Source organism: Vibrio sp. DW001 (genome assembly GCF_029016285.1).
Taxonomy (GTDB): Bacteria; Pseudomonadota; Gammaproteobacteria; order Enterobacterales; family Vibrionaceae; genus Vibrio.
Window position 1 is genome coordinate 407,743 of sequence record NZ_CP091976.1, and the last position, 24,413, is coordinate 432,155.

At 42.1% G+C, this 24,413-nt stretch carries 27 protein-coding genes; 11 read left to right on the forward strand and 16 right to left on the reverse strand.

The window, feature by feature from the left end:
- Window positions 1-12: 12 nt before the first annotated feature.
- Window positions 13-492, reverse strand: a complete 480-nt coding sequence (locus L3V77_RS19245) for a GNAT family N-acetyltransferase (RefSeq protein WP_275137864.1) — start codon at window positions 490-492, stop codon at window positions 13-15.
- Between the two features lie 168 nt (window positions 493-660).
- On the opposite strand from L3V77_RS19245, the gene L3V77_RS19250 reads away from it, so the two are divergent.
- Complete coding sequence (locus tag L3V77_RS19250; RefSeq protein WP_275137865.1) at window positions 661-900, forward strand: RNA-binding protein; 240 nt, start codon at window positions 661-663, stop codon at window positions 898-900.
- 278 nt (window positions 901-1,178) lie between these two features.
- On the opposite strand, the gene L3V77_RS19255 is transcribed toward L3V77_RS19250, so the two are convergent.
- On the reverse strand, window positions 1,179-1,871 hold the full coding sequence (locus L3V77_RS19255; protein ID WP_275137866.1) for a type 1 glutamine amidotransferase domain-containing protein: 693 nt from the start codon (window positions 1,869-1,871) through the stop codon (window positions 1,179-1,181).
- A 136-nt stretch (window positions 1,872-2,007) separates the two neighbouring features.
- Between L3V77_RS19255 and L3V77_RS19260 the strand changes: the two genes are divergently transcribed.
- From L3V77_RS19260 to L3V77_RS19270, 3 genes are all read left to right on the forward strand, one after another.
- The gene (locus L3V77_RS19260) at window positions 2,008-2,928 is read left to right on the forward strand and encodes a LysR family transcriptional regulator (RefSeq protein WP_275137867.1); all 921 of its coding nucleotides are present in this window, start codon (window positions 2,008-2,010) and stop codon (window positions 2,926-2,928) included.
- Window positions 2,925-3,215: a hypothetical protein gene (locus tag L3V77_RS19265; protein WP_275138267.1), complete on the forward strand. Its 291-nt coding sequence runs from the start codon at window positions 2,925-2,927 to the stop codon at window positions 3,213-3,215. Before L3V77_RS19260 ends, L3V77_RS19265 begins: the two co-directional genes overlap by 4 nt.
- Before the next feature lie 143 nt (window positions 3,216-3,358).
- Window positions 3,359-4,537 carry an HD-GYP domain-containing protein gene (locus tag L3V77_RS19270; RefSeq protein WP_275137868.1) on the forward strand — a complete coding sequence of 393 codons (1,179 nt, stop codon included), beginning with the start codon at window positions 3,359-3,361 and terminating at the stop codon, window positions 4,535-4,537.
- 16 nt (window positions 4,538-4,553) lie between these two features.
- On the opposite strand, the gene L3V77_RS19275 is transcribed toward L3V77_RS19270, so the two are convergent.
- The 4 genes from L3V77_RS19275 to L3V77_RS19290 are packed head-to-tail and all read right to left on the reverse strand — an operon-like array spanning window position 4,554 to window position 7,467.
- On the reverse strand, window positions 4,554-5,447 hold the full coding sequence (locus tag L3V77_RS19275; RefSeq protein WP_275137869.1) for an FAD:protein FMN transferase: 894 nt from the start codon (window positions 5,445-5,447) through the stop codon (window positions 4,554-4,556).
- 17 nt (window positions 5,448-5,464) lie between these two features.
- Window positions 5,465-6,760 (reverse strand): DUF3570 domain-containing protein, encoded by a 1,296-nt coding sequence (locus tag L3V77_RS19280; protein ID WP_275137870.1) that lies wholly within the window; start codon window positions 6,758-6,760, stop codon window positions 5,465-5,467.
- On the reverse strand, window positions 6,751-6,972 hold the full coding sequence (locus tag L3V77_RS19285; protein WP_275137871.1) for a DUF4266 domain-containing protein: 222 nt from the start codon (window positions 6,970-6,972) through the stop codon (window positions 6,751-6,753). Before L3V77_RS19285 ends, L3V77_RS19280 begins: the two co-directional genes overlap by 10 nt.
- Before the next feature lie 9 nt (window positions 6,973-6,981).
- Window positions 6,982-7,467 carry a TlpA disulfide reductase family protein gene (locus L3V77_RS19290; protein ID WP_275137872.1) on the reverse strand — a complete coding sequence of 162 codons (486 nt, stop codon included), beginning with the start codon at window positions 7,465-7,467 and terminating at the stop codon, window positions 6,982-6,984.
- A 214-nt stretch (window positions 7,468-7,681) separates the two neighbouring features.
- Here L3V77_RS19290 and L3V77_RS19295 point away from each other — a divergent pair, with 214 nt between their 5' ends.
- The 3 genes from L3V77_RS19295 to L3V77_RS19305 all read left to right on the forward strand — a co-directional run bounded on the left by L3V77_RS19295 (window position 7,682) and on the right by L3V77_RS19305 (window position 12,602).
- Window positions 7,682-8,041 carry an EF-hand domain-containing protein gene (locus L3V77_RS19295; RefSeq protein WP_275137873.1) on the forward strand — a complete coding sequence of 120 codons (360 nt, stop codon included), beginning with the start codon at window positions 7,682-7,684 and terminating at the stop codon, window positions 8,039-8,041.
- 86 nt (window positions 8,042-8,127) lie between these two features.
- Window positions 8,128-9,453, forward strand: a complete 1,326-nt coding sequence (locus L3V77_RS19300) for an efflux RND transporter periplasmic adaptor subunit (protein WP_275137874.1) — start codon at window positions 8,128-8,130, stop codon at window positions 9,451-9,453.
- Entirely contained in the window at window positions 9,450-12,602 is a 3,153-nt protein-coding gene (locus L3V77_RS19305; RefSeq protein WP_275137875.1) for an efflux RND transporter permease subunit, read from the forward strand. Before L3V77_RS19300 ends, L3V77_RS19305 begins: the two co-directional genes overlap by 4 nt.
- Here the strand turns inward: L3V77_RS19305 and L3V77_RS19310 are convergent, their stop codons facing one another.
- The 3 genes from L3V77_RS19310 to L3V77_RS19320 form a co-directional block, all read right to left on the reverse strand.
- Complete coding sequence (locus L3V77_RS19310; RefSeq protein ID WP_275137876.1) at window positions 12,603-12,731, reverse strand: hypothetical protein; 129 nt, start codon at window positions 12,729-12,731, stop codon at window positions 12,603-12,605. It lies immediately after the preceding gene.
- A 156-nt stretch (window positions 12,732-12,887) separates the two neighbouring features.
- Window positions 12,888-13,487, reverse strand: a complete 600-nt coding sequence (locus tag L3V77_RS19315) for a thiol:disulfide interchange protein DsbA/DsbL (protein ID WP_275137877.1) — start codon at window positions 13,485-13,487, stop codon at window positions 12,888-12,890.
- Between the two features lie 124 nt (window positions 13,488-13,611).
- Window positions 13,612-13,920 carry a hypothetical protein gene (locus L3V77_RS19320; RefSeq protein ID WP_275137878.1) on the reverse strand — a complete coding sequence of 103 codons (309 nt, stop codon included), beginning with the start codon at window positions 13,918-13,920 and terminating at the stop codon, window positions 13,612-13,614.
- Between the two features lie 200 nt (window positions 13,921-14,120).
- On the opposite strand from L3V77_RS19320, the gene L3V77_RS19325 reads away from it, so the two are divergent.
- From L3V77_RS19325 to L3V77_RS19335, 3 genes are all read left to right on the forward strand, one after another.
- Entirely contained in the window at window positions 14,121-14,774 is a 654-nt protein-coding gene (locus L3V77_RS19325; protein ID WP_275137879.1) for a GNAT family protein, read from the forward strand.
- Between the two features lie 300 nt (window positions 14,775-15,074).
- The gene (locus L3V77_RS19330; protein WP_275137880.1) at window positions 15,075-16,454 is read left to right on the forward strand and encodes a short-chain fatty acid transporter; all 1,380 of its coding nucleotides are present in this window, start codon (window positions 15,075-15,077) and stop codon (window positions 16,452-16,454) included.
- A 358-nt stretch (window positions 16,455-16,812) separates the two neighbouring features.
- A complete protein-coding gene (locus L3V77_RS19335) occupies window positions 16,813-17,034 on the forward strand; it encodes a hypothetical protein (RefSeq protein WP_275137881.1) in 222 nt (73 codons plus the stop codon).
- 6 nt (window positions 17,035-17,040) lie between these two features.
- On the opposite strand, the gene L3V77_RS19340 is transcribed toward L3V77_RS19335, so the two are convergent.
- The 5 genes from L3V77_RS19340 to L3V77_RS19360 all read right to left on the reverse strand — a co-directional run bounded on the left by L3V77_RS19340 (window position 17,041) and on the right by L3V77_RS19360 (window position 21,731).
- Window positions 17,041-17,688, reverse strand: a complete 648-nt coding sequence (locus L3V77_RS19340) for a 3-oxoacid CoA-transferase subunit B (RefSeq protein WP_275138261.1) — start codon at window positions 17,686-17,688, stop codon at window positions 17,041-17,043.
- A gap of 79 nt (window positions 17,689-17,767) precedes the next feature.
- Window positions 17,768-18,421 (reverse strand): CoA transferase subunit A, encoded by a 654-nt coding sequence (locus L3V77_RS19345; protein ID WP_275137882.1) that lies wholly within the window; start codon window positions 18,419-18,421, stop codon window positions 17,768-17,770.
- A gap of 58 nt (window positions 18,422-18,479) precedes the next feature.
- Window positions 18,480-19,688: an acetyl-CoA C-acetyltransferase gene (locus tag L3V77_RS19350; protein ID WP_275137883.1), complete on the reverse strand. Its 1,209-nt coding sequence runs from the start codon at window positions 19,686-19,688 to the stop codon at window positions 18,480-18,482.
- Window positions 19,689-19,953: 265 nt separating this feature from the next.
- Window positions 19,954-20,709: a nitroreductase family protein gene (locus L3V77_RS19355; protein WP_275137884.1), complete on the reverse strand. Its 756-nt coding sequence runs from the start codon at window positions 20,707-20,709 to the stop codon at window positions 19,954-19,956.
- 119 nt (window positions 20,710-20,828) lie between these two features.
- Window positions 20,829-21,731, reverse strand: a complete 903-nt coding sequence (locus L3V77_RS19360; protein ID WP_275137885.1) for a LysR family transcriptional regulator — start codon at window positions 21,729-21,731, stop codon at window positions 20,829-20,831.
- Window positions 21,732-21,948: 217 nt separating this feature from the next.
- On the opposite strand from L3V77_RS19360, the gene L3V77_RS19365 reads away from it, so the two are divergent.
- On the forward strand, window positions 21,949-22,470 hold the full coding sequence (locus L3V77_RS19365; protein ID WP_275137886.1) for an NAD(P)H-dependent oxidoreductase: 522 nt from the start codon (window positions 21,949-21,951) through the stop codon (window positions 22,468-22,470).
- Between the two features lie 262 nt (window positions 22,471-22,732).
- On the opposite strand, the gene L3V77_RS19370 is transcribed toward L3V77_RS19365, so the two are convergent.
- Window positions 22,733-23,263, reverse strand: a complete 531-nt coding sequence (locus L3V77_RS19370; protein WP_275137887.1) for a GNAT family protein — start codon at window positions 23,261-23,263, stop codon at window positions 22,733-22,735.
- Between the two features lie 374 nt (window positions 23,264-23,637).
- Window positions 23,638-24,384, reverse strand: a complete 747-nt coding sequence (locus L3V77_RS19375; protein ID WP_275137888.1) for a class I SAM-dependent methyltransferase — start codon at window positions 24,382-24,384, stop codon at window positions 23,638-23,640.
- Window positions 24,385-24,413 lie beyond the last annotated feature (29 nt).

A 24,413-nucleotide genomic window follows, 5' to 3' on the forward strand; every position in this document is an offset into this window, starting at 1 on the left:
AAACTCTCTCCACTATTCACCAGTCAACCTTTTGGTCATATTGTATCCGGTTACGTTGAATGCCAACTTTTGATACAGTCTTTGGGCACGCTCATTATTGGTCGCCACTCTTAGATTAAGAAACTCAATTCCGTTTTCAATTAAGCGAGTTTCTAATTCCGACAACACCTGTGTTCCGATACCGCAACCCCGGAAGTCCTTGAACACATAAAAGTCATAAATAAAGGCGGCTTTATCTGCCGGCATCATTTTGTACCACAGATATCCAACTAATTGGGCTGCCGACTCAACACCAAACTCAATACAGTACATTTCATGATCGCTGGCTTCCACACCATCAGGAAAACATTCTTTTAGTTTATGATCCGCAACATCCGATGCTTTACTCAACGTGTAACCATAATTCTCCGCCAAGTCTCTTCCATACGCCAGCATTGAGTACTGTCGATAGGCCAAAAACTCATCATCTCGCATTTTTCTGAGTTTTATCATGGTGCGCCTTCTTAATTCACAATAGTTAGATATTATTAAGACAATAGCTCGAATGGATTTAAACTCAAGTCAAACTATGATAATCGGAAGTAAAATCGACAATTAGAGCTTGGTTAGCCTAGCAATACCTGAGACAATCCCAAATACAATTTAAAATACAGGTTTTCTATGAAACTTTTAGTGCGCAACCTTGCTCGCAATACCACAGAACAAGAAATTCGTATCCTATTCTCCGCGTTTGGTACAGTAAAACAGTGCAACTTAGTGTTAGATCAAGAGACAGGGCTGTCAAAAGGATTTGCATTTGTTGAAATGCCAGAAAAAAGCGAAGGGATAGCAGCAATTGCCGGCCTAAATCAGACCGAAGTTGCGAATAACAAAATAAGAGTAAAGTCAGCCAATCAGTAAATTCTGAACCGTTGATGGTTCGCCGCCGAATAGGTAAATGACTGAAATTCACATACTACCGCTAGCCACTTTTACATACACCATGGCAAATAGCCCGGCAAAGACAACAATTGTCACGAGTAATTTGAGCCAGAGAAATTTCATACCGCACTCCTTCTTAATGTAAAAATGAATTAGTTGTATAACGTTAACACTCAGCGTGCAAATAAAAGCCCCATTGATCTATTATCAATAGGGCTTTTATTTTAGCATTTTTGTTCACGCGCAATTCGAGATGGTTATAACATACCCAACAATTTTTCTGCCGCTGACTCTGAGCTCGCCGGGTTTTGGCCCGTTACGATAAGTCCGTCTTGTACTACAAACGACGCCCAATCGCTTACTTTTTGATATTCTGCACCGCGGTTCTTCAACTCATCTTCCAGTAAAAATGGAACGACGTCTGTAAGCTGAACCGCTTCTTCTTCTGTGTTACTAAATCCTGTAACCGCTTTTGCTTTCACCACATACTCGCCTTCGGAATCCTTTGCATTAAGTAGAACCGCTGTTGCGTGGCAAACTGCAGCTACAGGTTTATTGTTTGCTAAGAAGGATTCCACTAACTTCACAGAGTTGGCGTCGTCGACCAAATCCCATAACGGACCGTGACCGCCTGGATAGAATACCGCATCGAAATCTGATTCATTCATATCTTCAAGTTTCAGTGTACTCGCGAGACGCTGTTGTCCCGCTTGGTCTTCGTCGAAACGTTTTGTTGCCGCCGTCTGAAAATCTTCTAACTCACTACTAGGGTCAATCGGTGGTTGTCCGCCCGCTGGTGACGCCAAAGTAATCTCAATCCCCGCATCTAAAAACGCATAGTAAGGTGAAGCAAACTCTTCAACCCAAAAACCCGTTTTTTTACCTGTATTGCCGAGATCTGCGTGTGAAGTAAGTACCATCAGTATTTTTTTTGCTGTTGTGTTCGTCATGATTACTTTCTCTTATTTTGTTTGTTGGATGACCCTATTGGATGTAGAACAACTATATAACCGCTATGATATTTAGACAATGAGGCTCTTATGCACTACATTAGTTCAATTATTAGTACAATAGGTTAACGCCAATATGAACGTATCAATTGAACAGCTTAAAAGCATGGTCGTGTTTACCCATATTGTAGAACAAGGTAGCTTTAGTGCCGCCGCAAAAAAAGTTGAGCTGTCTAGAACGGTGGTGAGTTACCACATGAAAAAATTAGAAAACAACTTGGGCGTGAAGCTTCTCAACCGTTCCACGCGAAGTATATCGCTTACGGAGGCAGGGAAAGCGTATTACGAAAGCTGTAGGGTCATCACTGAGCAAGCACAGTTTGCACAGCAGAAGATGGATAATTTTAAGAACGAACCACAAGGGCTGATTAAGATTACCTGCCCTGTTAACGTGGGGTTACAATTAATCGTCCCTGCGCTCAACGAATTTAAAGAACAATTTCCAAAGATAGATTTAGATGTCATGTTATCCGACGATGTCATTAATATCATTCAAGAAGGCATCGATCTTGCGATTCGAGGCGCGCCTCTACCGGATTCAGGATTACAAGCCATTAAATTATCGACACTTCCCACTTGTTTGTGTGCCTCCCCAGACTACTTCAATCGATATGGTCGCCCAAAAAGCCCAACCGAACTTGATGGTCATACATGGGTTGTCTATAAGCAAACATCGACAACTTTAGAGATAACGAAGGGCTCTCGTTCATTTCGAGTCAAAGCAAAAGGAAGTATTTCAACCAACAACGCAGCGGCAAGAACGGCATTTGTAGAAGGTGGGCATGGTCTAGGGCGAATTCCACTCTATGATGTCACACCAAAGCTTAAGCTAGGGAAATTAGAAACTATATTAGACGATTACCGCCTTGCACCGATCAATGTATACGGAGTCTTTCCTCCTGGCGCTTCGGAATCCAAAAAGCTTCGGGTGTTACTCGATTTTCTCAAATCTTATTTTGCCAACAGAGACGCAAGAGAGAGACGCAGCCTATCTTGAAACCGTCAGATATTCCTACAACGTGTAAACATAACAAGAGCGTTATCTACATCAATGAACACAATGAAAAGCAGCTATATTCTGGTTTTCGTTTTCAACCAACAAAGAAAAGTATGATGAATAAATGTTGTGGTAACTGTAGACAGTTTTTGAGATCAACAGGCAAGCCTGTTGATCTATGTGGAGCGTGGGGTAACCCGACCACCGCAGATAGAGCCGCATGCCATTTCTGGATGAAGTTAGTAAAGAAAAAACCGGATGAAGAACCAACAAAAATCGATTACTAATCAAGCATCGTATCGCCCAACACTGCACTATTCACAATCTAGTTAAAAAGCAGTACTCAATTCTTATTAAAAATGATTATACTTACATCACATCAGAAAGTTAGGTTTGCCCCCCCCCAGTTATAATAGGTTTCGACTCGTAAATGCATAGTGAAATCAAGATTTCAGAACTCAAAATAGGTATGTACGTCGTTGAGATTACAGAACAAAAAAGTAATTTTCGCTTAAGTAATGCGAGTTGGATTAGAAACCAATCTGCTCTTGAACAACTTCAAAAGTCTGGGGTGACCAAGGTATTGGTTGATCCCGCAAAACGAAAATACCCCAAGTCTACTAACCCGCTCAAATCCGCTCAAAGTAAGAGTGCGTTTGAGCATTTAGAAAAAACTCAAGAAATCCTAAATGAATCCAAAGAGGTACAACGGAAGGTTTTTGAAAACATCCAAAATGGGCTGCAAATTGATATAGACGAAGTAAAAAAAACGACTCGCAACTATATTAATACCTTGTTCGAAAATCCTAATGCTATCGGTTGCTTACAAAACATTAGAGACAAAGATCAATACCTATTAGAACATTCTCTCGGTGTCGCCACCTTGACTGCCATGTTCGCCCGATACTTAAAACTAGATGAAGAAGTTATTCAACATATGGCTATCGGCGCAATATTGCATGATATTGGTAAAGTTGATATTCCTGACCGAATTCTCTATAAACCCTCTCGCCTTACAACGGCAGAGTTTGATGTGATGAAATCCCACGTTACTGAATCGATTAAAAGGCTTAAGCAGACTTCTGGTGTATCAAAACTCTCATTAAATACTGCCGCTCTGCACCACGAAAAATTAAATGGCAGTGGCTACCCAATAGGTTTAGAAGAGAGTGACATCCCTATTAATGGTCGAATCATCGCGATTTGTGACGTATTTGATGCACTAACAGCAACCCGTTGTTATAAACAGAGCTTCACCCATACCAAGGCATTTGAAATTATTCGAAGAATGGCTGCCGAAGGAGAATTAGACGAAATATTGGTAAAAAGATTTATCGACTGCGTTGGTTCTTATCCTGCTGGATCCGTTGTTGAGCTTAGCTCTGACAAACTGGCCATTGTCGATAACAGAAACATTCAAGATACAACCAAGCCTCGCGTATACTCTTTTTATGACCTGACAACACGGCAATACTGTGATGTGAGTTATATCGATTTGGAAACCATCGAAAACGTTCAGATTGTGAAATGCATCAAAGCTGAACAATATGGGCTGAATATGGGTGATTCGGTCGACTATATCTCTAAAAATCGCACGAAATCAATCTAGAGAATGTGCATTGCCTTCATTCTATTATCCAAAAAGGCACCTGTTGTGCTTGAAGGAAAGATTTAGCTTCTTTACCATGAAGCATCGCTATGGTGCTAATTAACCCAGCCTGAATACAATTGCTACCCGCAACAGTGACCTGCGAAGGTGCCTGCTCTATTGGCCAACCTGTTTTAGGACTGATTATATGACTATAACGGACACCATTTTTAAGAAGATATCGGTTTGCATCACCACTTGTTGCAAGGCCGCCCTGCACAAGATTAATTGATTTTTGGCTCTCATTACTGATTGGCCGTTCAAAACCAATAAGCCAAGGTTTACTCGAAGATTTGGGCTGGCTGATGGCTAGATCGCCACCGAAATTAACCAATACCGACGTATTTTTCGCCATCTCTCTCATTTGATTAGCGACTTTGTCAACAGCGTACTCTTTTCCAATACCACCAAAATCCACCTCCATTCCTATTGGGATACAGACCTGATTTTCATCAAATTCGACCTTGTTCCAGCCGATAAATGGCAATAACTGCTCTATTTGCTCTTTTGATGGGACCTGATCACCTCCGTCAAACGTCCACACCTTCCTCAATACGCCAGAGGTAATGTCGAACATCCCATCACTTATTTGAAAGCATGTGTCGGCAAACTGGAACAATCGAAATGTTTCGTCATCTATCGCGACCGGTTCACCGTTACTCCGGTTAATCTGAGAACAGAGATTATCTCTTCTATAACGGCTGAATTTGGACTCGATGTCCTGAGTAGTGTCTGCCGCGCGGTTAAGTAACTGCTGTGCGAGTCTCTTCTCACACGGTTCTATCAGTATCTCGCAGAGACTCGCCATGGCAGGAAAAACGCCCTGCCAGTGATCAACTTTCCATTTCAACGTTAATGGCTTATCAACCATACTTTTCCTTGGTCTGACTAAAACGAATAATTAACTTGGGCGATGATGGCTTTAATCTCTGGATACAGGTCATGTTGGGCCAGTTGTCCGAGTTCATCAAACCCTGAATTTTTTGGTTGTTGTACATAATATTCTAGCCTAAATGCGAGTTCGTCATCATTTATTGGTAAGCCATATTTAAAACCAATCGTATAAGTGTTCATCTCACCTAATCGATAATCCGCACTCATATATTCCGGCAATGCAGCGGAGTTCATGAGATATGGTGAATAAAAATCGGCGGCAGATTGAGTATAAAATCGAATGTGAGGTTCAAGATAGTGATTATTGCTAAACCTGTAGTTGTAGCGCACATCAATTGTATGTGAATCAATCTCCCAGTCATCGAGCATGTATCGATAACTTACATCTAATACCTGCCCACTGATATTCGCTTTCGTCTGCCAAAACAGTACGTGTTTCGTGCGTGAATCAGGGCGGTTTTCATACACGTTTTGTTGTGTCGTGCCCGTCTCATCCACCACACTCACCAATTTAAACGGATCGGTTAAGTAACCACTCACATTTGAGTAGTTATAATTTAACGATGTTATTAACCATCGGTTTATAACTTGGCTAACACCAAAATTTAGCTCAGTTGTCGTTTTGGTTTCGCTGCTATCTTGACGAGTACTATCAAACGCCGCATTAAACTCAGCATCGGATGAGTAATCATTGCGGTAGACCATCTCTGAACCACCAACAGGTATGCCACCTTCAGGTTCAAGTGTATCGAAATAGCCACCGACCCCCAAGGTAAGCTCCGTATTTTTTTGATTCAGGGAGCGAGTGAAACCAAGATTTCCGCCCAAAGATAGATAATCATACTCCTTGCTCAAATGTAACCCTGTAGACCAATCCCATACTCGATTTATTGGAGAGCTCCAGCCCAAATTAAGTTGAACACGAGTATCATGAAACGTGTCGTCTAGCGGGGTATCACCGGGGGCGACGACATAGGATCCATTTCCAGAAGGCCTTGTAAACGTTTGAGCTTCATTTTGCGCCACCGCACCAGTAGGAGACGCACCAGTTAATGCATCTACTGTCAGTTTTGAGCTAAATACCTGCCCATCGCCATTTGTTCTCGTCGCCCCAAACATCCCTTCCGAAGCCATGACTCTGCCTGAATCTTCTCCGTAGTATAAGATTGCCGTGTCATAGTCCCAAACGGCGTCTGAACTGTTCTCATCCGCTTGTGCATTTGGGCTAACCAGCAATTGACTCGCGACGGCAAGCGCACTGCTAATTTTTCCTATTTTTGTTAGTTGCATCCACAACCCCCTGCCGCACTACCACGGCCACCACTCGTCGCTTCTTTACTAAAATAGATATGGTCATCAAAGCTTTTATCTATTTCGTTTGCCTGTAATTCCATTCGAGGATCGGCAAGAAGATCTTTTTCCCATGGCTGCACCCCTAACTGACTGCATGCCGCTATGAGACTAATGCTTAACAGCATTAATAATATCTTGGCGTTTTTCATTCTTGCTCCTTAAGGCTGAATTAACACGCTTATTTGTTCCTTGAGCTCTTGCTTGTCACTGGTTTTGAAACCGACATGCATGCCAACAATTTCACCGTTTTTAATTAGATAACTGCTTGGCATTGCTGGTACCTTATAGGCACTCGCTATCTCACCTTTAGGGTCATAAACAACGGAAAAATTCGCGGGATTATCTTGTAAAAATTGTTCTGCTAATAACCGGTCACTGTCCACATTGACAGTGATAACCTTCAAACCTTTGTCACCAAATTCATTTTGTAATTCATTCATAAACGGAAAAGAATATCGACAAGGGCCACACCAACTCGCCCAAAAATCCAGATACACCCAACGACTTTCAGACACGGCCTTTAGGCTGGTTTGTTGATTTTCTAGTTCAAAGTTAAAATCGGGAGCCGCATCATTGGCAGCGAATGAATACGCGCTAAAAGCGATACACAATATAGAAACTAACCGATTGATTACTCTCATCATCCAAACCTCATTATTATATTTATCGTTATATATCTATGAGCATAGATCAGATCATGTGAAAAAAGTGTAAATAGATAATCCACTCTAACAAATAGGAATGAAAATCATCTTCATTTCTATTTATATCAATACTTTACACTGATTTACATTAACTTACACAGAAATACATTCACGGTATTAATATTAAAGTACACACACAGATAAGGTATGAATCATGAACAGTAAAATAGCGCTTTCAACTATCGCCATTTTAGGTTTGACTATTGCTGTTGGGGTGAACGCAGCTGGCAGAGGCAACAACAAGGCAAGGGCCAACCAGATGCCAACTTTTATTCAAATGGATGCGAATCAAGATGGGAATGTCAGCCTAGACGAATTCAATCTCTTTAGAGCAGACCAAATTGTTCAAAAAACAGCAGAGGGTCGAACATTAAGAAATATGTCTAATGCACCTATGTTTGAAAATATCGATACTAACGGAGACCGACTCATTGACCAAGATGAATATCAAAGAATGCCATGTAACAACAATCGACAAGGTTGGAAAGGAAAAGGGCAAGGTCGCTCTTCATAAAAACTAAAATCCCATGTGCAAAATATGGGATTTTTTTTACTATTATAATTAGAATATTATAACTTACTAATTATTAGGAAAGTAAAATGTCTCAATTCAATTGGAAGCAAAGAGTTCTCATTATTCCACCTCTTATTCTGGGAGGGATTCTTTTATTTCTTGCTCCGGGAATGAAGGCTGAACCACCAGCAATAACGCAATCCACCGGTAAGAAAGTCGTTCGGGTTTTAAAGGTTATTCCACGAAAATTGCAACCTGTCGCTGTCGGTTATGGGCATACCAAACCGGCACTAGAGTGGGAAGCCCAATCAGAATTGGATGGCACCATTATCTGGGAATCTGGCAACCTTCAGGAAGGCAATATCGTTAGCAAAGGGACACCATTATTAAAGGTTGACCCGTCAGTGTACGAACTTGAAGTTGCAAAACTGAATGCCGAAATAGAAGTGGCTAAGCTAAGAGACAAAACGATTTCAGCCTCTTTAAAGATCGCTTCAGAAGAATACAGAATTCAACAATCAGAATATGAACGTTCTATGCAATTGAGCAAAACGGGCCATATATCCAAAACAGAAAAAGACCGAGCGACACGAGAACTATTGAGTAATCAACAGCAATTACAAACGCTGAAAAACAGCATAGTGATCAATCAGGCCGAACAGAGAGTCATGCAAATGCAGCTTGCCCTTGCAGAACGAGATCTACAACAAACCACTATTTCCGCCCCTTTTGATCTTCGCATTACGGAAAAAGTGGCCGGCATTGCTGAATACGTCAATAAAGGGGAGGTTCTACTTCGAGCGGATGGCATAGACGCGGTAGAGGTCAGCGCGCAATTCGCACTAGGGAAAATGCGGCCACTGCACCAAGCAGCCGATAAGAGTGACATGAGTGGTGATCTGCATCACGAGCTAGAAGCGCTCATCGAACTAAAGGCAGGTGACCGTATTATCGCTTGGAATGGGGCCGTAGACCGATCTGGCGGGCAGATTGACGCACAAACGCAAAGCCAAAGTATTGTGGTTCGTATCAGCAACCCTTATGGGCAGGCGCAACCCGGTAAAAAACCCCCTTTGATCCGAGACACATTTGTGAAAGTGACATTAAAGGCCCCCGTATTAAAAAATCAGCTATTAATTCCAGCAAACGCTATCCATCAAGGAAACGTTTATGTCGTCAACAGCGACGGAAAACTAGAGATTAAATCGGTCACCGTTGCTTTTATCCAGAACCAAGTCGCCGTAATTAGAGATGGGCTCTTGCCAAACGATAACGTTGTGGTGAGCAAGTTGTCTCCCGCCGTTAAAGGCATGCCTTTGAAACCTCAAGCAGACAAAAAAATCGTGGCATGGATGAATGACATCACTGGTTTCTCTGTTGGGAAAACACCGAAAACGGAGGGTAAGTTATGATCGCCTTCTTTGCTCGGCATTCAACTGGCGCAAATGTTCTGATGATAACGATACTATTATTAGGCGCATTTGCGTTGCCCAAATTACAGAAAGATACGTTTCCCGTAACACCAACCAAAGACATCGAAGTCCGAATTAATTATCCAGGCGCATCACCAATGGAGGTGCTAGAGGAGGTATGTTCACCACTAGAAGACTCTCTGGATAAGCTCAACGGAATCAAAGAGCTCACTTGTGATGCGAGAGAAAACATCGCGATTGCCAACGCGGAAGTCACAGCCGGTGAGGATATTGATGTCCTCACCGCAGATATCCAACAACAGGTCAATGCTATCAGCGATTTCCCAGATCGAGTGGAGCAGATTACCGTTACCAAACAGGACCGGACGGCGAATGTTGCCAGCGTGGCGATAACAGGCGACATGTCTGAACAAGATCTCTATTACTATGCGCAAGAGGTGAAAAACCGACTCAAAGCCAACCCTTTAATCGCTCAAGTTGTGGTCTCTGGTTTTTCTGAGCAAGAGATAGAAGTACGCATTTCAGATTGGAAATTAAAACAGTATGGGTTAAGTATTTCTGATCTTTCTACCTTGGTTGAGCAACAAAATATCAACAGCCCCGCGGGAGTATTTACCAATCAATTAGAAGCACTGAGTGTCCGTTTTAACCACCAAAGTAATCATGTTGAGGACTTCAAAAACTTAATCATCAAAACCAGTGAAAAAGGCAGCCAAATTCGGCTTGGTGACATCGCTAAGATTGAACAAAAATTCGCACTGGATGAAGAAAAAATTCTGTTCAACGGCCAACAGGCCGCCCTATTACAGATATCAAAAACCTATTTTCAAGACACATTAAAAGTAAAAGAAGCGTTAGATAAGCTGATAAAGCGTGAACAAAATATGGCCGCCTCTGGTATTAAATTGACGATCACCCAAGATGTCAGCGTAAACATTAACGAACGTCTTCGTATATTGACCAGTAACGGGATACAAGGGCTAGCGCTTGCGTTCTTAATGTTGTGGGCATTTTTCAATATCCGCTTTAGTTTTTGGGTGGCAATGGGGTTACCTGTCTCGTTTCTTGGTTCTATCTTTGTTATGCATTTACTTGGCTATACTATCAATATGATGACCATGGTCGGTCTTATTGTTGCAATTGGATTGTTGATGGATGATTCATTAATCATCGCCGAAAACATAGCAGCAAAACGCCAAGCTGGTATGTCATCTTACGAGGCAGCAATCGTTGGCACTAGGCAAGTGTTTCCTGGGGTCATAGCCTCGTTTGCGACAACATTAATGGTCATCGGTCCGCTCATGTTTTTAAGCGGCAAGCTTGGGGAAGTACTACGCTATATACCGATCATTCTTCTGATCACTTTACTGGTCAGCCTTATTGAAGCATTTTTGATTTTACCTTCTCATTTAGCCCATAGTCACATAGAGACCAAATCCAATCCGATCAGAGATCGATTCCTCGCAACATTCGAACGGATAAGAGACACGATATTTGTCCCTATTTCAGTCAAAGCCATGGACACCCCCTACTTTAGCCTAGGATTAATGTTGATGGTTGTGCTCGTTTCAACAGCCACTTTCCCCGCTGGTTGGCTAAAGTTTAAAGCGATGCCATCACTAGAAAGCGATACCTTACAGGCCAGAATTTTATTACCGCAAGGGAGTCTTCTGAATCAAACCGAAACGGTAGTAAGCAAGGTTTCCACTGCACTAACTGACCTCAATCAAGAATATGCCGTCAAATTCCCAGATTCGCCTCCCTTAATTGAAAGCACGACAATCATGTACAATACCAATATCGATGCCAAGGAATCAGGCCCTCATTTAGCGACAGTCAGCGCCGATTTACTCGCGGCGCAGTTCCGACAAGAAAGCATAAAGTCGTTAATTCAAAACTGGAAGAAGAAGGTTGGACCAACAGCAGACGTGGTTTCACTCAAATTCACAGACAAGGAGCGCGGAATTGCTGGCAACGGTATTGATATTAGAGTGCAAGGTAGCTCTCTCGATGAACTGAACAAAGCGAGTCGCTCTCTTATCAAGTGGCTGAAAGGGTTCGATGGTGTATTTAACCTTTCGAATGACCTACGTGATGGCCGAACAGAGATCCACGTGAGTTTGAAAAATGAAGCGGGTGTCGTGGGTATCAATGCAGCACAAGTTGCACAGACATTAAGGAGTGCCGTAAAAGGTGGTACCGACCTTTCAGTATTCCAAAATGGCGAAACTCTAGATATTACCGTCAGGGTAGATGAATTTACCTATCAGGCGAGCTTGAGCGGTCTAAAAGATCTCGCGGTTACCGCTTCGAATGGAAAATTGGTGCCTCTCTCTAGTGTGGCCGAATTTCAGGAAAAACAGTCGTACTCGAGAATCAATCGTATCAATTCGCTAAATACCGTTACTGTGCAGGGTAACGTGAATACCAGAATTGCAAACTCCAGAGAAATTATGCAGAAGTTCTACGGAGAGTTCGTACCGAATTCAAAGAAAAAATTCCCTGATGTCACGTTTGTTTCTCAAGGACAAGACAAAGAGAGCGCTGACACTGGTTCGTCATTATTGACCTTTTTTTCCCTCGGTGTGATTGGTATCTTTCTAATTTTGGCTTTTCTATTCCAAAGCTTCAGTCAACCCTTCGCAGTGCTGCTTGCAATACCGATGGGGTGGATCGGTGTTATTTGGGGGCACCTAGGTATGGGGTTAGACCTTACCATTCCGAGCTTAGTCGGGTTCGCGACCCTTGCTGGTATCGTGGTTAATGACAATATTCTTTTGGTTAATTTTGTTAAAGAAAATATGGCGAAAGGCCAACATTTAAAAGAAGCGTGTAAAGAAGCCGTTCATGACCGATTTAGAGCGATTTTTATTACATCATTAACGACATTTGCTGGTCTGCTGCCTTTACTTACAGAAAGTAGCACTCAGGCTCAGTTTTTAATTCCACTCATTGCGAGCATTGCGTTTGGACTGATGACAGCAACATTACTCGCCTCCATTATCGTCCCCTGCGTACTATTAATATTGGACGACTTAAAGCTCACTTCGCTTGCTCCATTAGAAAGACAACCGGACACCAAGTACCCGGTCTCGACTAACTGTTACATCAATCTAAGCGGAAAATAGTTAAGAAATACGTTCAATAGTGATCGGGTGGTTAGGTTCAGTATCAATAGCGGCTCTAGGTCCTAAACCTGAGCCGTTACAGCACCCTGACAATAATAGAATGATAGTAACTAAGGCTGACCATCTCATAATACTCTCCTGCTCATTTAATTATCTCTCCATAGAGTATAAATAAGCTAGGAGAGCAGAATGTGACCAACCTTATAAGTCCGTGACCTCACCTCCCTGTTTATCACAAACTTACTTCGAGTTGTCAGAGCACCTCGACCTGAACCGTCAATATTTTTATAGCGTTAACAGATAATTGACAAGCTGATAGTACTCAGCAATTGTTTCGATACCATCTGACTTAACGATGTACTTGTTGTTCACAACCACACCAGGAACACCCGATAAACCCGTCGCTTTAAACTGCTTATCAAAGCGTTTCTGCATTGAGTCTACTGCAAAACCGTTAAACGCAGAGTCAAACTTCTTAGCAGAAACACCATTATCGATAAAGACTTGACGAAGTTCGGCTTCATTGCTCGGGGTCTTCTTGAAGTCATGGATCTGTTTGAACATTGGCATCACAACCTGATCTTCAACCTTCAACGCTACCATTGTCGCGTAAGCTTTTGCCATAGGAACCGCCATATTGTTACCCATAAACGACACGTGTACTTTCTGGAAAGATGCACCCTCAGGTAACTCATCCTTCAACCCTTCCATCACGGGTTCGAATCCGTAACAATGTGGACAATAGAATGAAAAGAACTCTGTTACCGTTGGGGAGGAGGCCTTCGCTGTATCTAAGACAGTATAGTGTTTGCCTTCAGAAAATTGGGCGGCATAAGCAGATAGGCTCATCAAGGTTGTTGCGACTAACAATATAAATTTTTTCATTTCAATCTCATTCTCTTAAAAATCCGATTCGAATTTTATACATTACTTTCTAATATCATCACCAGTCTGGCAGACTCTAGGTCTAACCGAATACATGGTCTTTGATTCACATTACAAAAAAAAGTTAAGAGATTGGAGGCTTATAGAGGGATTGAACGAGGATATTCGTTTTGTTAGAGAGCTCTCTTTCAATAAGCGCCAAAGTATAAGAAGGTGTGAGAAGCAAACTTTGGCTTAGTGCAGACGGCGGATACAATGCGTGGACAGCAGACATACAACAGTGCGACGTCGAGTTAGCGTTGGTCTCTAGCACCAACGCACTATGCTCTACAGCACCGGCATAAACTACCTGCGTATTTGCAGCATCGATAGGGCATATGTCGTAGTTACCAAATGACACAACCACAGACGCACTCGCATTAAAACTCATCATCAATAATGACATGAGCAAAAAGCAAGTAATCGTAATAGGTTGAGTACGAAGCAACATATAATCACTAGTAGTTGAGAGTTGTTGTCATCATACATAAAGGTATTCACGTTAACAACGGTGAAATGTGTTCACTCTTGCAGGTGTCAATTCAAAATTGAGTTGAAAGGTATAACCAATAAGCCGACAATCGAGGCGATACCATGCTAAGAAAGTTTGTGGTCAAGGATAAACGCTTTACCCAACAAAACAGAATGGAAGGGACCGAATTGAGTAACACTAATTCTACGGGCAACCTATGCCCGATTCTGGAGACATCTCGATATATCATTCGAGCATTTGAGAAAACGGATCTAACTGTATTTGCACAATACAGAGCAGACAAGAATGTCGCTCGCTACCAGAGCTGGAGCAATTACACCTACCAAGATGCCGTTAAGCTATTTGAAAGAATGGATTATTCCACCTTTGGAAGTTTGGGTCACTGGTACCAGTTAGCGATAGAACAAAAATCCTCGAAGACACTTGTTGGTGACCTTGCGGTTCATTTTATTGATCAAGAAAAAATGGAAGTTGGCTTCACTGTTTCAGCCGAGAACCAAAGAGAAGGCGTTGCATTTGAAGCTCTGTCTGCTTTACTCGATTATCTATTTTTTACACTCAATAAACAGAAAATCGTTGCCTTCGTTGATATGAAAAATGACGCATCTTACAAACTGTTAGAAAAAACGGGCTTTAAACGCACTGCCAACCTAAAAGCCGATGATTCCCCGCAGGCGGGTTGGGGAGACGAGTATTTCTACATAAAACTTCGTTCTATGCATAGCCACTCCATAAAGATCAATGACAACAAATAACCAGTAATAGATCACTCTACGTCCCATTAATGCAAACCCGGCTTTCGCATAGTGGAAGGGTATTCGTTAAAAAGTCTACTTCCCTCGATATAACCAAATGATAGCGAAGGTATATTTGTTATGCGCGTTATTACAACGTTATGTCTAGCGCTAACAAGACGCCCTTTATATTGGAATGTATTTTGTAGTTTCATTCCCTAACGTATTGAAAATAATTCTAAATAACTGATTAAGTGTTATCGCCACTAAAGATAATAATTATTTTTACCATATCCTACGATCATAAATTAGGAGATATATATGTCAACTGAGACCCTACCGAATTCAAAACAAACACTGTTACAAAAATTTTCAGGCGTCTGTACTGCGATAGTTCAGCGGTACCTGCCAGACCCATTTCTTTTCGCAGCCATACTCACTTTTATTGTATTCTTATTGGTTATGCCTATTACAAATCAAAGTCCACTACAAGTTGTGGATGCGTTCGCCGGAGGGTTCTGGAAGCTGCTTAAATTTGCAATGCAAATGGCTCTGGTCGTCGTAACGGGACAAGCCATGGCTTCTGCTCCTGTATTTAGGAGAGGATTGTCATATTTGGCTATGGCAGCAAAAACACCCGGCCATGCCATTCTTATGGTCACTATTGTATCTGCCATTGCTTGTTGGATTAACTGGGGATTTGGTTTAGTTGTTGGTGCTATTTTCGCAAGAGAATTAGCCACAAGAGTGAAAGGGGTTGATTATCGCCTTCTTATTGCTTCTGCCTATACAGGTTTCCTATTCTGGCACGCAGGTTTATCCGGTTCTGTTCCGCTCGCATTGGCAAGTGGTAGCAATCTAGAAACAGTGACTGCTGGTGCGCTTACATCACCCATCGGTACGAGTGAAACCATTTTTTCAAGCATGAATATCATTATATTGTTGGTGATGTTGGCTGTTATTCCATTTTTAAATCGCGCTATGCACCCAACCGCCGAAAATGTCTTTACTATTCCGTCTAACTTATTGTTTGACGAAGAGGAAACTGAAGAATTCGAGCCGAAAACGCCCGCAGAAAAACTTGAGCACAGCCCTTGGATCAATCGAATTTTAGCTCTGCTTGGTTTTACTTACATAGTGAGTTATTTTATTGATAACGGTTTTGCACTGAACCTAAATATTGTTAATTTTATCTTCTTGTTTACGGCTATTTTGCTTCATGGTACGCCAAAAAGATTATTAAAAGCCGTCGCCGAAGGCACTAAAAATACCACCGGTATTTTGCTACAGTTTCCTTTCTACGCAGGTATTATGGGCATGATGGTAGCAAAAGGACCGGATGGCGTTTCGCTTGCCGGCGCTATGTCTGACATGTTTGTTTCTATTTCAAATGAAACGACCTTTCCACTATTTACATTTTTAAGTGCAGGTATAGTTAACTTCTTTGTTCCTTCTGGAGGAGGTCAATGGGCTGTACAAGCGCCAATAATGATGCCTGCTGGTCTTGAATTAGGTGTCCCAGCTGCAAAAACAGCAATGGCCATCGCATGGGGAGACGCGTGGACAAATATGATTCAACCGTTCTGGGCGCTACCTGCATTGAGTATTGCAGGCTTAAGTGCGAAGGATATTATGGGGTACTGTATTGTATCCTTATTGGCATCGGGAGTTATCATAGGTTTAGGGTTAATGATTCTATAATTTAATTATTAACGGACTTTAAGAACCACAAATAATTATATTTGTGGTTCTTTTTTTTTGGGTTTATTCAGTGTTAATCTGTCCTTTCATCGCGTTAAATAAATACTTTTTTAGCCCACATTAAGTCCAGCGTAATATCCAAACTATAAATGAATGATATAAAAGACACATGGTTTTTAATTATTACTATAAATTGAATATTAGGAGGTGGTATAGAGTAATCATAATGTTTTCGTTTTACATCAGCGACAGTTACATCGATTAGCTATCTATATTTTTCGAACCTCATTAAGGTGCAATAACGCCTAATATCAACCTAACTACTATATTCAATCGTTCTGGTTATACGCTATAATTCATGCTCGATAAAAGAGCTCTCATTATCTGCGTTATCCGTACAGGTTCTATCTTTGCAGCTGCCCGCAAAGTTGATGTTTTAGTTTCCGCAGGAATCGGTGGTGGCAAAAATGAGAAGAAAATTGGGGACGTTCTGTATAGACGGGATAATCGTTTACTCAGCGCTTATCAAGCCACCAATGCCTTTACGACAACGTTGACAGGCAGCAAGATTAGGCGCTGATAAGCTTTAAGGCTGACACATCTGTTTTAGATTAGTAGAAATGATAAGTTCCGCCTCTGTTGCGGCTTGTACTTGCTCAACACTGTAACCAGACGCGATTTCGGTCAGTTGCATTCCTTGTGGCGTAATAGTAATCACCCCCATTTCGGTCACAATCATATTAACTTGACCTGACGCTGTGAGAGGAAGCGTACAGTTTTTGAGTAATTTTGCCTGTCCTTTTGCGGTGTGCTCCATAGCAATAATCACCTTTTTAGCACCAACAACAAGGTCCATAGCTCCTCCCATACCCGGAACCATTTTCCCCGGTATGATCCAGTTAGCAAGGTTGCCTTTCTCATCTACCTGCAGTGCACCTAACACGCTTACATCAACATGCCCACCACGGATAATGGCAAATGAATCTGCGCTATTAAAATAGCTTGCACCCGTATCAGCCGTGATAGGCTGACCACCCGCATTGACTAAATCAGCATCGGTATCGCTTTCACCCGCTAAACCTGCAATACCTAATAAGCCATTTTCAGATTGCAGTAATACCTCGACATCGGAATCTACTTCATTGGCGACTAACGAAGGCATACCGATGCCCAGATTAATTATATCGCCATCGCTAAGTTCCTGAGCAATACGCCATGCAATAAGACGGCGCATCTGATGTTTATCTGTCTGCACTTTATTAGAACAAGCATTACTTGATGGCATATTTTCACTACCGGTTTTCTGGGTCATCTTAGCGCCCTCCTTGATAGATATAATCAACAAATAAACCCGGAGTATGAACACACTCTGGTTCAATTTCACCTACTTCGACTACCTGTTCCGCCTCCACAATAACGAGATCGGCAGCTGTCGCCATTAAAGGGTTAAAATTCTGAGTTGTTTTCTTGTAGAACACATTTCCACGTTCATCCACCACAGAACCGCGAATAAAAGCGATATCGGCCCGAATCGGTTTCTCTAACAAAAATGGCTTCTCATCCACCATAATGATCTCTTTATTTTCCGCTACTAATGTCCCCAACCCTGTCGGTGTTAATACTCCACCCAATCCAGCGCCGCCCGCGCGAATACGTTCAGCTAGTGTTCCTTGAGGTACCAATTCAACCTCAAGTACACCTTCGTTCATCTGCTTACCTGTTTCAGGGTTGGTGCCGATGTGTGATGCGGTCAATTTTTGAATTCGATTGGCCGCTATCAAACGCCCGGAACCTTTGGTTGGTGTACCAGTATCGGTAGAAATTAACTTGATATTCTTAATCCCATTGTCTAGCAGAATATCGATTAACCCTTCTGGCGCGCCATTTGCCATAAAACCACCAATCATTATCGTCATGCCATCATGCAGTCGATTGGCAATTGCCTCAGCTGATATCTCTTTTTTCATTGTCTCTACCTTATGATACCAATCACATTCGTTATGTGACTAAAATGAAACCACGTAATTATTTACACCGACGAATAATGACTGCCGTCCCCATTCCGCCACCAATACAGAGAGAAGCCAAACCAAGGTCTTGTTGTTGTCGTTCCAATTCGTAGATAAGGCTCACCAGAATTCGACTACCTGACGCACCAAGTGGATGGCCAAGTGCGATGGCACCACCATTTCTATTGGTACGTTCTAGAAGCCACTCTTGCGTGACGTCGTGCTGCGAAGCGAGCTGCTTTAAAACACCAAGTGATTGCGCTGCAAATGCTTCGTTGAGCTCTAGACAGGAAATATCCTGTAGAGACAATGCACTTTTTTCCAATACTTTGGCTATCGCAGGTACTGGCCCCAACCCCATAATTTCTGGTGATACGCCGGCTTGCGCATAGCTAACCACTTCAGCAAGCGGTGTTAACTGATAACGCTCGACAGCGGATTTAGAGGCAAGTATGAGCACTGCAGCACCATCGTTAATACCCGAAGAGTTACCGGCAGTAACCGTTCCTTCTTTGATAAACGCGGGACGGAGTTTAGTAAGTGACTCTAAAGTGGTTTCCGTTTTCGGATACTCGTCAACATCCACGTTATATTGTTTACGGCGATGAGAGACCGACACGGATTCTATTTCGCTTCTGAACGCATGGCTGTTCAGCGCAGCGGCGGCTTTCATCTGGCTGTTTAGGGCAAATTCATCCTGCTCTTGACGGGATATATTGAGTTTTTCAGCAATGTTTTCAGCGGTATTACCCATCGGATATTGATGAAATGCATCGGTTAGTCCATCAACAAAAATACTGTCTTCTACCACCTGTTGTCCCATACGTACACCGGTACGTGCTAGGTGGGACTGTAGGAAAGGCGCTTGCGACATACTCTCCATCCCGCAAGCAATGACCACCTCCGCGTCACCAGAACGAATGTGGCTAGCCGCATCCATAACCGTTTTCATACCGCTACCACAGATCATATTTAAGGTATAAGCGGGGACCGTTTCCGGTATCCCAGCTTGGATAGCCGCTTGACGTCCGGGACCCATTCCTATTCCCGCGCTAAGTACATTCCCAACAATGACTTCATCGACAACCTTCGGGTCTAACTCACTTTGCGTCAATGCAGCTCGAATAGCGATGGCACCAAGATCCGGCGCACTTAGGGGTGAAAGAGCACCGTTAAAACTTCCAATCGGAGTGCGTTTCGCCGCAACAATAAAAACAGGTTCCATACCGAATTCCTTGTGGTTTAAAGAGTGTGATGTATGAACTTAGTGTACTAGTGAACCTAAGAAAGTGTTATGGCGATCTGTTCAAACGCGGTTTGCAAAAATGCAAAGTGGTATGTGTGACGTCGAGTCGAATAGCCAAAAATTTAATGAAAAAATAGCCAGTAATTTATACTAGGCTAAGTAAGTTCATCATCCATTACTTATCTAGATTGGTATAAATTACTGACTATTTCTCGTCGATCTGAATCATCACGAATAGAACCAATTACTCTACTGTATCGTCGAACCCGAAACCTTGCGCTTTTAGTGTTTTCGCGATTGTAGGGAAATAGACTTGGCTGTAAAACGAGCCTGTTGAGGCCGCGTAACTTGGCATCTCTGTCATACCGATCTTATCCCACCACTGGCGAAGATCTTTATCGTATTGTTTTGCACCGCTCGCCACACTATTGGCATCATACTTCTCATACATAGCGAAACTTTCTATTGCCACTCTCGGTTTAACCGCAGAAGGCATATCTGTATCTGGAACACCAATAGTTGTCCCTACCAATGGGTATGTATTTTTAGGCAATCCTAGCAACTCGACCATGGCTTGAGGATCTCGACGAATCCCACCAATGGCAGTGGTACCATATCCCATTGCTTCCGCTGCCGTCTGAATGGCATTTAGCATAATACCTGCATCAACAGCACCGGCCATTATCCCCTCAGCAGCCTTAGGGATAACGATTTCTTGTCCAAGCTCTTTCATTACTGATTCGGCTCTGAAGTAATCCACTACGATGGCAACAAATATATCGGCACCCGCAACTTGCGGCTGACCACCTGCAATATCAGCCACTTTCTGAATCGTCTCTTTATCGCGAATAACAACCAATGAAATTTGCTGACCATTCACGGATGTTGGCGCTTGATGTGCCGACCTCAAAATCAATTGCAAATCTTCTTGGGTAACCGCCTGACCAGAAAAATTGCGAACTGAACGACGATTGAGCATTTGTTCTATTGTAGGGTTCATTAATTCAACCTATTAAAGTTAGTTTTGACCGTTTATAGCGTTTTTCTATACTTAGTCATGTTATGCACTAGTAAACATATGATTATTATCTAATTAAACCAACAATTAAAGTAATAACTCTAATCCCCTAACTCTTCTATTACAAAATCAATAAAGCAACGTACCTTTGCTGACATATGTTTTCTACTTGGGTACACCATAAAGACACCGACAGAAGGCTTGGCCCAATCTTGAAAAAGTTCAACCAACTTGCCTGTCTCCAATTCATCTTTTAGCGCGAAACACGGAATCCGAAAAATCCCCTGACCTGCCACAGCAAGCCCAACTTCCAACGTTGAATTATTGGTCAATACATGGCTTTCTACATGGACGAGTATCTGTTCACCGTTAAGATCCTCGAATGGCCAGACATTCGGTTGTTTCAGATTGCTATAGCTGATGACTTTATGTCGATCCAATTCATAGGGATGTTGTGGCGTACCATGTTTGGCAAGGTAGCTAGGAGACGCAAGCACTAACGCCTCTGAACTTGTTATCTTGCGGCTGATCAGACTTGAATCTTCAAGGCGCATAGTGGCCCGGATGACAACATCGAAGCCATCGGATACGAGGTCAACTTTTCGGTCATTGAGTTCTAGATCTAACCGAATTTTCGGGTATTTTTCAATAAATTGATCCAGAATTGGGCCTAGATTAGAAAGACCATACGACATGGGACAACTGATCCGCAACAGCCCATGTGGTTCACCTTGTTTCCCTACGATAGCGTTTTCTGCCTGCTCCGCATCTTCAATTATTTGATTACTCAGCTGGAAATAAAGCTCGCCTTCTGGTGTTAAACTCAATGACCGAGTAGTTCGATGTAGCAAGCGAACACCTAACCGCGCCTCAAGTTTATTCACCTCTTTGCTGATATATGAAGTGGAATGCCCACTCGCGTCTGCGGCTAAGGTAAAACTGCCCAACTTAACCACCTGAACAAAAATCACCATGCCGTCTAACAGGTTGCTCTTTACCGCCATACGAGTGCCTTTTATATATCTGCTATAGCCATTGTTTTCTATTACGAACCGCTTTTTATATGCGGTCGTATTCTATAAGTAATAAACGCCAAAGCAACGATTTTGCCGTCCATTACGAGTCATTTGGAAATAATTAGTCCACATTTAGGGGATTAATAAACATATGAGTTTCAATTAAAGTGTATCCATACCCCAAGAAAAAGAAAAGGCATTGATTATGAAAGTACTCGCATTCGCAGCAAGTAGCAGCAAAAACTCTATAAACAAACATCTAGCTCATTACGCCGCACAACAGATAGAAGGTGCACAGGTAGAGCTTCTAGATATCAATGACTATGAGTTACCATTGTTTAATGAAGACCGAGAAAAAGAACTTGGCCAGCCAGAACTTGCAAAAGCATTCTATCAAAAGCTTGGCGAAGCAGATGCCATTGTTATCTCATTCGCTGAGCATAACGGTTCTTATACCGCGGCTTATAAAAACTTGTTTGATTGGACTTCTCGTATCAGCATGCAGGTGTTCCAAAATAAACCTATCATCATGCTAGCCACCTCTCCGGGTCCCGGCGGTGCAAGTAATGTTCTTGCTGCAGCACAAGGTTCTGCGCCTCATTTCGCAGCCGATGTAAAGGGGGCAATATCCATCCCAAGTTTCTACGACAACTTTGATTTAGAAACCGGACAGTTAACCAATAAAACTTTTGTTGATCAGCTATTAAGTGCAATTTCTCAGCTCTAATCAACGTTTAGCCAGTCATGAACAAGAAAGGCAAAACAAGAAGGATCATTCTGTTTTGCCTTTTTTTCGTGTTTTGTTTACAGGAAGACGGTGTCGATGTGCATTAACGTTGTGAAGTTCTTGTCTTGTAAGCACTCTATCTCTAGTTGAAAGAACAGACCAGATTGAAACTGACTCAATTCTAGACAAAGCCAAGATAGTAGGTCTGCCTCAACTTAGTCAATTCGAATTAGAGTAAGCATCTTGAAACTATCGCTGTTTGTTAATTGTGCCCCAACCACTCTGAACGCAACACTCCGTACTTGACTGAATCGTAATACTTACCCTCGTAATAACGAACTTTTCGCAACCTAGCTTCTTGTTGAAAGCCCAACTTCAGTGCTAATGACATCATGCGAGTGTTACCTGACCAAGTTGTTAAACCTACCCGTTCAATCGCTTTATTTTTAAATAAAAACGAAACCCATAGAGAAATAGCCAACGCAGCAATGCCTTTACCCCAAAACTCGGAATCATAAATCACGACACCTGATTCAAGCCAGCGAGTCGCTTCACATTCCCAATAACAGCTTACTGTTCCAACAGGAACATCGTCTACCGTAATCAGTTGTAAGTCCGTGCCGTTCAATAACAGTTGAAACGAAGATTTTTCAAACTGTTCTAATGACGGGTGCGAGTAAGGAAAATAAGGACCATTAAACTTTGTCCATTCGTTATTCGAAATGACCAAGGCATGAATTGCTTCTAGTTCGTTTGGTCTTGCTGGCCTAATACTTACTCGCTTTTCTTCCACGATGCTTCCTTATATTTTGTAGCAAACTGACACCTTCTTTCTAGCTAACCATTTATCCTGCCAGCAGTTTTGTACATCAATTAGTTAGATTTTCACGCTAACCTGGCTTATTCGGGTAATAAAAAGTCACCTTAATGTCTAATTCTGTTTTATTCTTGTACTGTCACAAAGCCAAACCTCGCTAATTAGTGCCCGATTTTTTATATCTTGCTCATCATGTCCTTGCTCAGTTACCGCTTCCCCTAATATATTCGCATTAATGACTCCATCAACAGCGATATCGTTGGCTAACTAGGTAAATTGCTCTCCCCTATACTCAAGGTAGCGATTCATATTTCGAACTGCAAAAAGACAGTGGATTTGCGTTCGTGAAACTATAAGCTATTGTTCTCAAAATTTTTACCAATTAAGAGGCCTACATTCTGTTTCTTGAGATGCAACAATCTTGTTTTTAATAACCCAAGGTTACCAAATTCATAAAAAGGTACATGAAGGACAGCGACAAACCCGGCATCTAGCATCATTTCATGCCAAGTACTTCGATTGTTGAAGCACACGCCAACACCTGCCGTGTTTGCTCCCATCAGGCTTGTAATCGGTGCAAGTAATTTTGACGACGTCGATTGGTAAATTAAGGCACTCGGTAAGTTTCGAACCCAAATACCTTCATAAAAGTTTTCAAAAACAACAACAATACCATTAGGCGATAAGTGCTTAAATGATTTTTCCAATGCTTGCTGCTGTAGTTGAATCGAGGCGTTATACGAATCTCCTACGAAGTGATGGAGAACCCAGTTGAACTGAATAATGTCATACTTTTCATTAATATCCATATCTTGAAATACTGAACATATTAATTTCTTTCTAGGGTTTTCAATGTTTTTTATAAGTAGAGAGTTTTCTGGTTCAAGCAAAGTGACTTGTGCTTTGGGGTACTGAGTTAAGATTTTATCCGCGTATAACCCGTTACCACCGCCAACATCTAGCAAGTGAAACGATTTGTCAGTTGGATAAAGCATATCAATTTGTTGGCTTAAACGAGCAAACATATTTTGGTCGATATACTCGGTATCAAAAGAACTTGTCTGGTCAGACTGAAGTTTTCGCACACTAATGTCCATACTATTACCTCATCAATGGTATTTGAAAT

Coding starts and splice junctions, on each gene's coding strand:
- L3V77_RS19245 (WP_275137864.1), bottom strand. CDS start 492: ATGATAAAACTCAGAAAAATGCGAGATGATGAGTTTTTGGCCTATCGA.
- L3V77_RS19250 (WP_275137865.1), top strand. CDS start 661: ATGAAACTTTTAGTGCGCAACCTTGCTCGCAATACCACAGAACAAGAA.
- L3V77_RS19255 (WP_275137866.1), bottom strand. CDS start 1,871: ATGACGAACACAACAGCAAAAAAAATACTGATGGTACTTACTTCACAC.
- L3V77_RS19260 (WP_275137867.1), top strand. CDS start 2,008: ATGAACGTATCAATTGAACAGCTTAAAAGCATGGTCGTGTTTACCCAT.
- L3V77_RS19270 (WP_275137868.1), top strand. CDS start 3,359: ATGCATAGTGAAATCAAGATTTCAGAACTCAAAATAGGTATGTACGTC.
- L3V77_RS19275 (WP_275137869.1), bottom strand. CDS start 5,447: ATGGTTGATAAGCCATTAACGTTGAAATGGAAAGTTGATCACTGGCAG.
- L3V77_RS19280 (WP_275137870.1), bottom strand. CDS start 6,760: ATGCAACTAACAAAAATAGGAAAAATTAGCAGTGCGCTTGCCGTCGCG.
- L3V77_RS19285 (WP_275137871.1), bottom strand. CDS start 6,972: ATGAAAAACGCCAAGATATTATTAATGCTGTTAAGCATTAGTCTCATA.
- L3V77_RS19290 (WP_275137872.1), bottom strand. CDS start 7,467: ATGATGAGAGTAATCAATCGGTTAGTTTCTATATTGTGTATCGCTTTT.
- L3V77_RS19295 (WP_275137873.1), top strand. CDS start 7,682: ATGAACAGTAAAATAGCGCTTTCAACTATCGCCATTTTAGGTTTGACT.
- L3V77_RS19300 (WP_275137874.1), top strand. CDS start 8,128: ATGTCTCAATTCAATTGGAAGCAAAGAGTTCTCATTATTCCACCTCTT.
- L3V77_RS19305 (WP_275137875.1), top strand. CDS start 9,450: ATGATCGCCTTCTTTGCTCGGCATTCAACTGGCGCAAATGTTCTGATG.
- L3V77_RS19310 (WP_275137876.1), bottom strand. CDS start 12,731: ATGAGATGGTCAGCCTTAGTTACTATCATTCTATTATTGTCAGGGTGC.
- L3V77_RS19315 (WP_275137877.1), bottom strand. CDS start 13,487: ATGAAAAAATTTATATTGTTAGTCGCAACAACCTTGATGAGCCTATCT.
- L3V77_RS19320 (WP_275137878.1), bottom strand. CDS start 13,920: ATGATGAGTTTTAATGCGAGTGCGTCTGTGGTTGTGTCATTTGGTAAC.
- L3V77_RS19325 (WP_275137879.1), top strand. CDS start 14,121: ATGCTAAGAAAGTTTGTGGTCAAGGATAAACGCTTTACCCAACAAAAC.
- L3V77_RS19330 (WP_275137880.1), top strand. CDS start 15,075: ATGTCAACTGAGACCCTACCGAATTCAAAACAAACACTGTTACAAAAA.
- L3V77_RS19335 (WP_275137881.1), top strand. CDS start 16,813: ATGCTCGATAAAAGAGCTCTCATTATCTGCGTTATCCGTACAGGTTCT.
- L3V77_RS19340 (WP_275138261.1), bottom strand. CDS start 17,688: ATGCGCCGTCTTATTGCATGGCGTATTGCTCAGGAACTTAGCGATGGC.
- L3V77_RS19345 (WP_275137882.1), bottom strand. CDS start 18,421: ATGAAAAAAGAGATATCAGCTGAGGCAATTGCCAATCGACTGCATGAT.
- L3V77_RS19350 (WP_275137883.1), bottom strand. CDS start 19,688: ATGGAACCTGTTTTTATTGTTGCGGCGAAACGCACTCCGATTGGAAGT.
- L3V77_RS19355 (WP_275137884.1), bottom strand. CDS start 20,709: ATGAACCCTACAATAGAACAAATGCTCAATCGTCGTTCAGTTCGCAAT.
- L3V77_RS19360 (WP_275137885.1), bottom strand. CDS start 21,731: ATGGCGGTAAAGAGCAACCTGTTAGACGGCATGGTGATTTTTGTTCAG.
- L3V77_RS19365 (WP_275137886.1), top strand. CDS start 21,949: ATGAAAGTACTCGCATTCGCAGCAAGTAGCAGCAAAAACTCTATAAAC.
- L3V77_RS19375 (WP_275137888.1), bottom strand. CDS start 24,384: ATGGACATTAGTGTGCGAAAACTTCAGTCTGACCAGACAAGTTCTTTT.